The organism is Pseudomonas agronomica (genome assembly GCF_025917275.1).
Taxonomy (GTDB): Bacteria; Pseudomonadota; Gammaproteobacteria; order Pseudomonadales; family Pseudomonadaceae; genus Aquipseudomonas; species Aquipseudomonas agronomica.
This window is the reverse complement of sequence record NZ_JAOSHO010000140.1, coordinates 1-11,462: the sequence shown is the minus strand read 5'-3', so window position 1 is coordinate 11,462 and position 11,462 is coordinate 1. Positions and strand designations below refer to the sequence as shown.

The following is an 11,462-nucleotide window of genomic DNA, read 5'->3' as shown; positions in this document are numbered from 1 at the left end:
TTCGCGAGCAGGCTCGCTCCCACAAGGAGTCTGTGCGGTCTTGAGAGTTACAGGCCCAGCAGTTGCAACCGCAGCCGAACCGCCGCTTCGATCCCAGCCTCGTCCAGCCCGCATTCGGCCAGCATCTGCGGAGGCTTCGCGTGTTCGACGTAGGTGTCCGGCAGGCCCAGGTGCAGCACGGGCTTGAGGATGTTTTCCCGCGCCAGGCACTCGCTGACCGCCGAGCCGGCGCCGCCCATGATGGCGTTCTCTTCAATGGTCACCAGCAGTTCGTGGCTGCTGGCCATCTCGCGGACCATGGCTTCGTCCAGGGGTTTGACGAAACGCATGTCCACCACGGTGGCGTCGAGTGTCTCGGCGACTTTCAGGGCCTCGGCCAGTTGAACGCCAAACACCAGCAAGGCGGTTTGCTTGCCTTGGCGACGGATCACGCCTTTGCCGATCTCGATCGGCTCCAGTTCGCTTTCAATCGTGGCGTTCGGGCCGGTGCCGCGCGGGTAACGCACCGCCGCCGGGCCGTTGAACAGGTGGCCGGTGGTGAGCATCTTGCGCAGTTCGTTTTCATCGCTCGGCGTCATCACCAGCATGCCGGGGATGCAACGCAGGTACGACAAGTCGAAGCTCCCGGCGTGGGTCGGGCCGTCTTCACCCACCAGCCCGGCGCGGTCGATGGCGAACAGCACGTCGAGGTTCTGCACGGCTACATCGTGGACGAGCTGGTCATAGCCGCGCTGCAGGAACGTCGAGTAGATCGCCACGACAGGCTTGGCGCCTTCGCAGGCCATGCCGGCGGCAAGGGTCACGGCATGTTGCTCGGCGATCGCCACGTCGAAATAACGCTGCGGGTAGCGTTCGCTGAAGGCCACCAGGTCCGAGCCTTCCTTCATTGCCGGGGTGATGCCCACCAGGCGCGGGTCGGCGGCGGCCATGTCACACAGCCATTGGCCGAACACGCCGGAATACTTCGGTCCGCCGGCCTTTTTCGGCGCGGCTGCCGGGGCGTCCAGGGGTTCGAGCTTGGTGATGGCGTGATAACCGATCGGGTCGACTTCCGCGGGGGCGAAGCCTTTGCCTTTCTTGGTGACCACGTGCAGGAACTGCGGGCCCTTGAGGTCGCGCATGTTGCGCAGGGTGGCGATCAGGGTCGGCAGGTCATGGCCGTCGATGGGGCCGATGTAGTTCCAGCCCAGCTCTTCAAACAGCGTGCCGGGCACCAGCATGCCCTTGGCATATTCTTCGGTGCGACGGGCGATTTCCCAGGCGCCGGGCAGGCGCGACAGGACCTTCTTGCTGCCTTCTCGCATGCTGGCGTAGGTGCGGCTGGAAAGAATCTTGGCCAGGTAGTTGGACAAGCCGCCGACGTTGCGCGAAATCGACATGTCGTTGTCGTTGAGGATCACCAGCATGTTGGCGTCGACTTCCGGCGCATGGTTCAGCGCCTCGAAGGCCATGCCGGCGGTCAGTGCGCCGTCGCCGATCACGGCGATCGCCTTGCGTTCGCTGTTCTGCAGGCGGGCGGCAATTGCCATGCCCAGGGCGGCGCTGATGGAGGTGCTGGAGTGGCCAACGCCGAAGGTGTCGTATTCGCTCTCGGAACGGCGCGGGAAGGCGGCGATGCCGTCCTTCTGGCGCAGCGTGCCCATGCGGTCGCGACGTCCAGTGAGGATTTTATGCGGATACGCCTGGTGCCCGACGTCCCACACCAGCCGGTCGTCCGGGGTGTCGAAGACGTAATGCAACGCGATGGTCAGCTCGATGACGCCAAGGCCCGCGCCGAAGTGCCCACCGGTCTGGCCGACCGTGTAGAGCAGTTCCAGGCGCAACTCATCGGCCAGGGTTTCCAGCTCGGCTTCACCCAGGCGACGCAGGCCGTCCGGCGTGTTGGCGCGGTCCAGCAGGGGCGTGGTCGGGCGCTTGCGGGGAATCTCTTGAAACGTCGTGGGCATCAGGCGAATCGTTATAGGTATAGAAAGAGGCGGCAGTTTACCTTATGCATCGCAAGCTGCCCACGCGTCGGCCGGAACTTGGCCGATACGCACTTAAATGGGTTGACCGTGTATCAGCTGCGTCGTTCGACGATATAACGCGCCAAGTCGCGCAACGGCTCGGCCGCCGCGTCAAAGGGTCGCAGCGCGGCCAGGGCCTGGTCGCGCAGTTCCAGGGCGTAGGCCTTGGCGGCATCGAGGCCGAGCAGGGCCGGGTAGGTCGGCTTGTCCCGCGCGATGTCGGCGCCTTGGCGCTTGCCCAGGGTCTGGGTATCGCTTTCGACGTCGAGAATGTCGTCCTGCACCTGGAACGCCAGGCCGATGGCCCGGGCATAGGTTTGCAAGGCTTGCAGCTGTGCGGGCGTGGCCCGGCCACTGGCCAGGGCACCGAGCTTGACGCTGGCTTCGATCAACGCGCCGGTCTTGTGCCGGTGCATGTATTCCAGCGCGTCCTGATCGAGCTTCAAGCCCACCGAACCGAGGTCGATGGCCTGGCCGCCGACCATTCCGGCAGGGCCTGCCGCCAATGCCAGGGCGCTGACCATGTCCAGGCGAACCTGTGCCGGGCAATCGCTCAGGGTCGGGTCCAGCAGCGCACTGAAGGCCAGGCTCTGCAGGCCATCACCGGCGAGGATCGCGCAGGCTTCGTCGAATTTTTTGTGAGTCGTTGGCTGGCCGCGACGCAGGTCGTCATCGTCCATGGCCGGCAGGTCGTCATGCACCAGGGAATAGGCGTGAATCAGCTCAACCGCGCAAGCCGCGCCGTTGGCCTGCTCGGCCGCGGCGCCGAGGGCTTCGCACGCCGCATAGGCCAGCAGCGGACGTACCCGCTTGCCGCCGTTCATCACGCTGTAGCGCATGGCTTCGTACAGCCGCGCCAGTTCCGGGCTCGGGGCGCCGAACAAGGTTTCCAAGGCAGCATTGACCCGGGCCTGGCTGCTGGCCTGATATGCGCCGATCATTCAGGCTGTTCCGCGTCGAACGGTTCTTCGGTCAGCTCGCCGTCGCGTTCGAGCAACAACTGCACCTTCTGCTCGGCCTGGGCCAGCGCCGCCTGGCAGTCGCGAGTCAAGCCGATACCTTGCTCGAAAGCAGTCAGCGAGTCTTCCAGCGACAATTCGCCGTTCTCCAGCCGTTCGACCAGTGTTTGCAGGTCGGCCAGGGATTGTTCGAAATCCAGTGCAGCTTTTTTACGGGCCATGGCGGCTATTCCGGTTGACTGTTAAACCGGCGCGACACTAGCAGACATGGGGTTTTCGGGCAAATCAGGGTGGGGTAAACGCCTTTTGTTTTTGTGGCGAGGGAGCTTGCTCCCGCTCGAGCGCGAAGCGGTCGCAAATGCTTGGGGCCTGCTTCGCAGTCCAGCGGGAGCAAGCTCCCTCGCCACAGGGTGTTCAGTCGGCTGGATAGTTGATTCGGTAACGGGTACTGCGCCCCCCGCCGGGCATCCTTCGAAGGCATCCCTTTTCCACCAACTCCGCCAGGTGTCGCGTGGCCGTCGCCTTGGAAACCTTGGCCACGGCCTGATATTGAGCGGCGCTGATCCCTTGTTCGAAACCCTTTTCACCGCCGTCGAGCAGCCGGTTCAGCACTTTGGTCTGCTCAGGTGTGAGGGCTGAAGTGCGATGGACCTGCCAGAACCGTGTCTTGCCCAGCACGCTTTCGATTTGCGTCATCGCTTTGTGAAGGCTGCGCAGCAACGTCTGCAGGAACCAGGTCAGCCACGCGGTGATATCCAGCGTGGCTTTCTGACTGTTTTCCAGGATTCGGTAATAGCCGGCGCGGTCCTCCAGGATGCTTACGGACATCGCGTAGAAACGGATCGCCTGGGCCTCGCCCTGGGCCAGTGCCAGGTCGGTCAAGGTGCGGGTCAGGCGACCATTGCCATCATCGAATGGGTGCAGAGTGACAAACCAGAAATGAGCGATGCCGGCTCGCAGCAATGGGTCGAGATCGATCTGTTGACGACTTGCCTCGAACCAATCGACAAACCTTTGCAATTGCTGTTCAAGGCCTTGGCGAGGCGGTGCCTCGAAGTGAACGGTAGGGCGGTCCAACCGGCCCGAAACCACTTGCATCGGTTCATCACCGCGTAGCGCGCCGACGCGGATCCGCCGATGAGCCAGGTCGCTGGTTTGATCAGGAAACAACCACTCATGCCAATCCAGCAAGCGCTCGACAGTCAGGGGTTGGTTGAAATGCCGGGTCGCATCCAGCAGCAGGTTTGCCAAGCCCTCGCTACGCGGGCTGGCCGGATTGTCGTCTTCGGCTTCCAGGCCCAGACGGCGAGCCAGGGACGAGCGCACCGAGCCGACATTCAGTTGTTCTCCTTCGATCGCGGAGGAGGTCACGATGTTCTGCAGCAAGGCGTCCAACTCGTTCTGAGCGCTGAGTGAAGCCGTGACCGCGCCCGTCATGCCAAGCAGTTGGCCTTGGGCCTGCACGCATTCGCGCAGCAACGGTGCCAATGTTTCAGCTTGCCAGCGGAAGTCGGGCCAATCGGGCTGTTGCCAGATCCAGTGGGGTGCCATGAGCCTGTCCAGAGATGTGTGAGCCGAATAATAGCGCTATTCGGCTCATTTCGTGAGCCGAATAAATCCTCTATTCGGCTCACGTCACCTTCGATACGTGATTTCCCACACAGAATCGCGTGTTTGCTGATTGTGAAAAAACTGTCAAATCGCTACTCTTCGCGCCATCTTCGGCCCCTTGTCACGGGGCCTTCAGACAAAACCCGAATAATGACAAACAGCGCCCCGGGAAGGGTGTCGGGTTGCGTCGTGCATGGCAGGAGGCTTACGTGCGTTTTCTTTCTTTGTTGATCGTGTTGCTCGGTGCGCCGCTGGCGTGGGCCGGGCCTTCGGCTGAAATGTCGGAGCCGGTCGGCGGCTGGCGCTACAGCGGCTTGCTCGATCGCACGGAAAACCCCCAGGTCGCCTATCCCACACCGCCCATCGACCGCGGCATCCAGCGCAATCGCACGATGATCGAAGGCCGGATCAAGGACATGGGCACGGCGCGCCAGCCCCACAGCCTGTCGGTCAACGGCAACCCGCTGAATCTCTACACCGATGAGGAAGGGCGTTTCGCCCGGCCATACGCCTTTGGCGCCGGCTCCAACAGCGTCGAGGTGCGCAGCTCCGAAGGCCAGTCCCTCAAGCGCGTGCAATTCTACGAAGCCAACCATTTGCGCACCCCGGCGCAGATCCGCGTGGTGCTGGGCTGGGACGATCCGAAAGCCGAACTCGACCTGCATATCGTCACACCCGATGGCCAACATGCCTACTTTGGCCAGCCGGCCCTGAGCAACGGCGGCGGCCTCGACCCGGACGGCGTCGACGGCCCCGGTCCCGAAATGTTCACCATGACCGCACCGATGCACGGCACCTACCTGGTCTACGTGAATTATTGGGGCAACTACGGCGACGGCGGCTACAACTTCGATGAAACGAGCAACCAGAACGAGGTGATCACCTCGCAGATCAACCTGGTGCTCAACGAAAACACCGTCGATGAAAAACGCGAGACCTTTGTCGTGCCCCTGCGCGCCATTGGCGATCTGTTGCTGGTCAAGACTTTCAATTACTAATCCGGTCCACGGATGAACAGGCCCTTGTGAATATGAGCGACAACACTGCTTCCCCGACCACGCCGACACCTGTCGCCAAACCTGGGCGCCGCTGGCCGGCGATTCTGATCGGGCTGTGCCTGGTGGCCGGCGCGGCCGGCGGGTTGGGCTGGTTCATGAACAAGCCCAAGGCGCCGCCCATGGAGCTGGCGTTGGAAAAACTCGGCGTGAGTCGTCCCGACGGCTTGATCGAGGCCCATTCCCTGAGCCAGTTGCCCAAGGATCTGCTGGCGGTGCCGTTCCTCAAGGCCACGCTCACCGAAGATTTCGTCTTCTATTACGAAGCCCACGCCGACCGCCTCGGCCTGATTGGCAGCCTGCGCCGGATCATCTACGAGCATGACCTCAAGCTGCAGGACAGCCTGATCGAGCAGCTGTTCGACCAGCCGGCGGACGTGGCGTTGTGGCGCGGGGCGGACGGTCGTCTCAAGGATTTCCTGCTGGTGATGGATCGCGGCGGGTTGGCCAAGGTCCTGGAGCCGCTGGCGAAAGTCGCCCTGGATGACACTCAGTTGAGCAAGCTGGGTGACTTGAAGGTGAGCGGCGATGAAGTCGCGCTTTACCAGCTCAGCTATAACGCGAGCAAATCCCTGGTCTTCGCCTCCCATGGCGACAAGTTGGTCGTGCTGTCCAACCCGAGCAAGCTTTACGACAAGGGCAATGGCCCCACCGACGAAGCCGGCATGGTCTCGACCCAGGCGTTGGAGGCGCTGCTGGCCGGGGACAAACTCTTCCCTGAAGCGTTCGGCCTGCCGGCCAAGGCGCCAGAGGTCAAGCAACGCATCTCGGTCAACGCCAGCGTGCTTGCCATGGGCTACCAGCGGTTCATCCCGAACTTCGCCGGTTTGCGCTTCGATATGGACGACAAGGGCTGGCACAGCTTCCTGGCCATGGACGAATTGGAGAAACAGCCTGACTTCGACTTCAAGCCGATCTGGCAAGCCATGCCCATGGGCGCCAGCGCCTGCGTAGCGTTGCCCCTGGCCGCCGAGCAGCAGAAGCCGTTGCTGGTCAAACTCGGTGCCGAGGAAAAAGCTGCCCAGGCCATGGTCGACCACGTGGCGGGCGCGGCGGGCCTGTGCTGGTACGCCGACTCCCGGCTGTACACGCCATTGCTGGTGGCGAGCCTGAACGAAGACGACGGCAAGCTCGACGCCGACCTGGGCAACCTGTTCGGTTCGATGGTGGGCGCTTATGAAAACAACGTCGCCGAACACGCGTTCCCGGTGGTGGAGAAGCAACAAGGCTCGACGCATCAATGGCAACGCCAGGTCAGCTCCAACTTCGGTCCTTATTCGGCCAAGGAAGCCGAGCAGCCCGAGGCGATCACCGGCAAGGCGTTCATGCGTGTCAGCCTGGCGCGCCATGGTTCGACCTTGCTGTTCTCCCTTGATGACAAATTGGTGGAAAAGGCCCTCGGCACGCTCGACAAGCGCTTCCCGCCCATGGCCGACGTGGTGCCCAAGGACTTGCTGATGCCGGTCTACTTCGGCCCGGATTCCATGGCGCAACTGATGCAGCGCGAAACCCTCGACAGCCTGCCCCAAGACATGGAACCGGTGTTCTACAACGCCGCGCAAACCTACCTGATCCCGAAACTGCGCACCCTCGGTGGCTATGGCAAATATGCCCTGACGCTGCCTGAAGGCAGCGAGCCGGACGGCCATTGGCAGTGGCTGCCGCTGGAATGGAAAGCGCTGTGACAGGAATGATCCGCAACCGCGCGTATGGGTTGCTGCTGGCGCTGTTGCTCGGCGGGCCAGCGCTTGCCGTCGAGGCGCCAGCGCTGGACGCGCAACAATCCCAGGTATTCCGTGCCTGGTTCGTGCGCATCGCCCAGGAACAACTGACCAAAGGCCCGAGCCCACGCTGGTATCAGCAGGATTGCGCCGGGCTGGTGCGTTTCGCCGCCAACGAAGCGCTGAAGGTCCACGATGAAAAATGGCTGCGCAGCAATGGCCTGTCCAATCGCTACCTGCCGCCGGAGCTGCCGCTCAGCGATGCACAACGCAGCCTCGCCCAGCAATGGCAGCAGGGCGCCGGCAAGGTCGGGCCCTACGTCAACGCGATCAAGCTGATCCAGTTCAACAGCCGCCTGGTGGGCCGGGATGTCACCCAGGCCCGACCCGGCGACCTGATGTTCTTCGATCAGGGCGACGACCAGCACCTGATGATCTGGATGGGCCGCTACATCGCCTATCACACCGGCACGACCACCCCAACCGACAACGGCATGCGCTCCGCAAGCCTGCAACAACTCATGAACTGGAAGGACACCCGATGGATACCCGACGCAGCCAACCCCAACTTCATCGGCGTCTATCGACTCAACTTTCTCACCCAATGACCGGTGCCCGCATGCTGCGCTTGTGTTCAAAACTGCCCCTGCTGTTCGCCCTGTTGCTGGCGCCCCTGGTGAATGCCGAAGACACCGTGGAGCCCAGCGGCTATACGCCGGTGTCCGGTGAAAGCTTCTTCCTGCTGGCCGACAGCAGCTTTGCCAGCGATGAGCAGGCCATGGTTCGTCTCGAAGCACCGGGCCGCGACTACCGCCGGTTCCGCATGGAGCCCTACGGCGGCGCTGACATCCGCGTCTATCGCATCGAAAAACCACTGGAATTCCTCAAGCGCCAGAAGAACCTGCACCGCGTGGTCAGCGACGGCCAGTTCAAGGGCGAAGGCCTGTCGAACACCCTCGCGTACCTGTGGGACAACTGGTACCGCAAATCCCGTCGGGTGATGCAACGGGCGTTCTCCTATGAGTCCCGCCAGCAGGTCACCGAAGAAGTGCCGGAGCTGAAGATCGGCGATGCCCTCGTCGCGCCGACGCCGTACGACGCGCCGGCGCAATTCGCCTTGATCCCCGGTTTGCCGGTGGTCAGCCAGTTCCGCTATCCGCTCTGGCAGGCCAAGCCGATCCAGCCGCCGGCGGGCGTCAACCTGGCCGGTTCGTCCAGCGAGTTCGTCAACGTCTCGCCCGGCAACGTCTATGTGCCGCTGGGCCAGCTGAAGCCGGGCCTGTACCTGGTGGAAGCGCTGATCGGCAAATACCGCGCGACCACCATGGTCTTCGTGTCCAACACCGTGGCCGTGAGCAAGATCGCCGGCGACGAATTGCTGGTCTGGGCCGCGCGCAAGCATGAAGGGCGCTCGGTGCCCAAGGTGAATGTGTTGTGGACCGACGGCCTGGGCGTGATGAGCAGCGGGGCCACCGATGAGAACGGCCTGCTGCGCCTCAAGCACGTCAGCCCGGAGCGTTCGTTTGTCATCGGTGAAGACGAGGAGGGCGGGGTATTCGTCTCCGAGAACTTCTACTACGACAGCGAAATCTACGACACCAAGCTCTACGCCTTCACGGACCGACCGCTGTATCGGCCGGGGGACTGGGTGTCGCTGAAAATCGTCGGTCGCGAGTTCAAGAACGCCCGTGACTCGGTGCAGCCAGCGGCCGCCGACGTCAACGTCAGCGTGCTCGACGCCACCGGCACCGCGCTGCAAACCCTGGCCCTGAAGCTCGATTCCAAGGCCGGCACCCAAGGCCGTTTCCAGTTGCCGGAAAACGCCGTGGCCGGTGGCTACGAGCTGCGCTTCAGCTACAAGGACCAGCTCTACAGCAGCGCCTTCCGCGTCGCCGAATACATCAAGCCACACTTCGAAATCGCGCTGAACCTGGCCAAGCAGGATTACCGCACCGGCGAGCTGGTCAAGGGCAGCCTGGTGCTGCTTTACCCGGACGGCAAACCGGTGGCGAACGCCAAGGTCAGCCTGAGCCTGCGCGCCCAGCAACTGTCGATGGTCGATAACGAGCTGCAATACCTGGGGCAATTCCCGGTGGAGCTGACCAGCAGCGAAGTCACCACCGATGCCAAGGGCAACGCCACCCTCGACCTGCCGGCTGCTGACAAACCGAGCCGCTACACGCTCACCGTGTTCGCCAGTGATGGCGCGGCGTATCGGGTCAAGACCACCAAGGAAATCCTCATCGACCGTGGCGCGGCGAATTTCCGCCTGGGCGCGCCTCGACGTTTCAGCGCAGCCGGCGAGAAAGTCGCGTTCAGCTACGCCAACGAAGGTGGCAACGAACAAAGCAAGGCCGTGACGCCGGGCAGCTACGGCTGGGTGCGTCTGGAAGACCAGACCACCGGCGAGGGCAAACTGGCCGCCAAGGACAAAGGCTTCAGCCTGACCTTCGACCGCCCTGGCACCTACAACCTGACGCTCAAGGACGACCATGGCCGCGTCATTGGCGCGACCAGTCATGCGGTGACGGGCGAAGGCATCAAGGCCGTGCCGGGCACGGTCGAAATCGTCCTCGACAAAACCGAATACAAGACCGGTGACGAAGCCCTGGCGCTGATCACCTTCCCTGAACCGGTCAGCGACGCACTGTTGTCGCTGGAGCGGGACAAGGTCGAGGCCACCGCGATGCTCTCCAAAGGCGCCGACTGGCTGAAAATGGAGAAACTCAGCGACACCCAGTACCGCGCACGCATTGCCGTGAAGGACAGCTTCGCGCCGAACCTGACCTTCTCCGTGCTGTACACCAAGGGCGGCCAATACAGCTTCCAGAACGCCGGCATCAAGGTCGTTACACCGCAGATCGACGTGGCCATCAGCACCGATAAAGCCACCTACCGGCCGGGCGACACCGTGACCGTCGAACTGGGCACCCAGTTCGCCGGCAAGGCGATTCCCGCGCACCTGACCGTCAGCGTTGTCGATGAAATGGTCTACGCGCTGCAACCGGAAGTCGCGCCGACCATCGACCAGTTCTTCTACCACCCGCGCCGCAACAACGTGCGCACCAGCGCCAGCCTGTCCTTCATCAGCTACGACGTGGCGCTGCCGGGCAGCCCCGGCGCGCCGGGCAAGGCCAACCGCAGCGAGCGTGGGGTCAAGGTGCTGGAACGGCCGCGTCGCGAAGACGTCGACACCGCCGCCTGGCAACCGGAGCTGGTCACCGACGCCAACGGCAAGGCGCGCTTTACCTTCAAGATGCCGGACTCGTTGACCCGCTGGCGTATCACCGCCAAGGCGATCGCCGATGATGGCCAAGTCGGCCAGAAGAAACAGTTCATCGCCTCGGAAAAACCGCTGTACCTGAAGTGGAGCGGCCCGACCCGCTTCCGCACGGGCGACAAGCCGCAACTGGGCCTGTTCGCTTTCAGCCAGTCGGAAAAACCGTTGAAGGCCGAACTGCTGATCCGTTACGCCGGCGCCGAACAGCGCGTGGTGGCGGACCTGAAGAACGGCATCAACTACGTTGCGCTGCCAGCCATGGTCTTGACCGACGGCGACTTGACCGTCCAGTTGCAGTTGAACGGTGAGACCCAGGACGCCCTGGCCATGCACCTCAATGCCAGCGGCAACGGTTGGCAAGTCACCCAGAGCCAACGCCTCGACGTGGCCAGCGGCGACACGCCACTGACCTTGCCGGCGGACGCCAGCGATATCCGCCTGCGCCTGGATGACAGCCCGCAAGCGCTGTTCCGTTCGGCCCTGGACGACCTGCTCGGCTACCCGTACGGTGGCGTCGAGCAGACCGCCAGTCGTTTGCTGCCGTTGAGCATTGCGTATCCGACCCTGGCGTCGAACCCGCAGATCCGCGACCGCTTGCGGCTGATCATGCAAAACAGCCGCCTGCGCCTGGTGCAGATGGCCGGGCCGGCGGCGAGTTTCACCTGGTGGGGCCAGGACGGCGAGCCGGACGCGTTCCTCACTGCCTATGCCTATTACGCCGACTGGAACGCCAGCAAGGCCCTGGACCTGAACCTGCCGCCGGAACACTGGCAGCGAGTGTTGGAGGTCTATGCCAAGCAGGCCGGCGATACGCCGCTGTTGCAGCGCGC

Annotated in this window: 8 protein-coding genes; 4 read left to right on the top strand and 4 right to left on the bottom strand. The window is 63.3% G+C overall.

The genetic code is table 11. From position 1 onward, the window contains the following. Positions 1-47: 47 nt before the first annotated feature. The 4 genes from dxs to OC610_RS12620 all read right to left on the bottom strand — a co-directional run bounded on the left by dxs (position 48) and on the right by OC610_RS12620 (position 4,516). Complete coding sequence (gene dxs / locus OC610_RS12635) at positions 48-1,946, bottom strand: 1-deoxy-D-xylulose-5-phosphate synthase (protein ID WP_264428086.1); 1,899 nt, start codon at positions 1,944-1,946, stop codon at positions 48-50. A gap of 113 nt (positions 1,947-2,059) precedes the next feature. Next, a complete protein-coding gene (ispA, locus tag OC610_RS12630; protein WP_264428085.1) occupies positions 2,060-2,947 on the bottom strand; it encodes a (2E,6E)-farnesyl diphosphate synthase in 888 nt (295 codons plus the stop codon). Then, entirely contained in the window at positions 2,944-3,186 is a 243-nt protein-coding gene (locus OC610_RS12625) for an exodeoxyribonuclease VII small subunit (RefSeq protein WP_003185917.1), read from the bottom strand. Before OC610_RS12625 ends, ispA begins: the two co-directional genes overlap by 4 nt. 193 nt (positions 3,187-3,379) lie before the next feature. Continuing rightward, positions 3,380-4,516 (bottom strand): Fic family protein, encoded by a 1,137-nt coding sequence (locus tag OC610_RS12620; RefSeq protein WP_264428082.1) that lies wholly within the window; start codon positions 4,514-4,516, stop codon positions 3,380-3,382. Between the two features lie 269 nt (positions 4,517-4,785). Between OC610_RS12620 and OC610_RS12615 the strand changes: the two genes are divergently transcribed. The 4 genes from OC610_RS12615 to OC610_RS12600 form a co-directional block, all read left to right on the top strand. After that, positions 4,786-5,574: a YfaP family protein gene (locus tag OC610_RS12615; protein ID WP_264428079.1), complete on the top strand. Its 789-nt coding sequence runs from the start codon at positions 4,786-4,788 to the stop codon at positions 5,572-5,574. 32 nt (positions 5,575-5,606) lie between these two features. After that, on the top strand, positions 5,607-7,316 hold the full coding sequence (locus OC610_RS12610; RefSeq protein ID WP_264428077.1) for a DUF2138 domain-containing protein: 1,710 nt from the start codon (positions 5,607-5,609) through the stop codon (positions 7,314-7,316). A 5-nt stretch (positions 7,317-7,321) separates the two neighbouring features. Beyond that, complete coding sequence (locus OC610_RS12605) at positions 7,322-7,960, top strand: DUF1175 domain-containing protein (RefSeq protein ID WP_264428089.1); 639 nt, start codon at positions 7,322-7,324, stop codon at positions 7,958-7,960. Further along, the coding region (locus OC610_RS12600; RefSeq protein WP_264428088.1) for an alpha-2-macroglobulin family protein at positions 7,957-11,462 on the top strand (3,506 nt) is incomplete at its 3' end. The genes OC610_RS12605 and OC610_RS12600, both read left to right, overlap by 4 nt.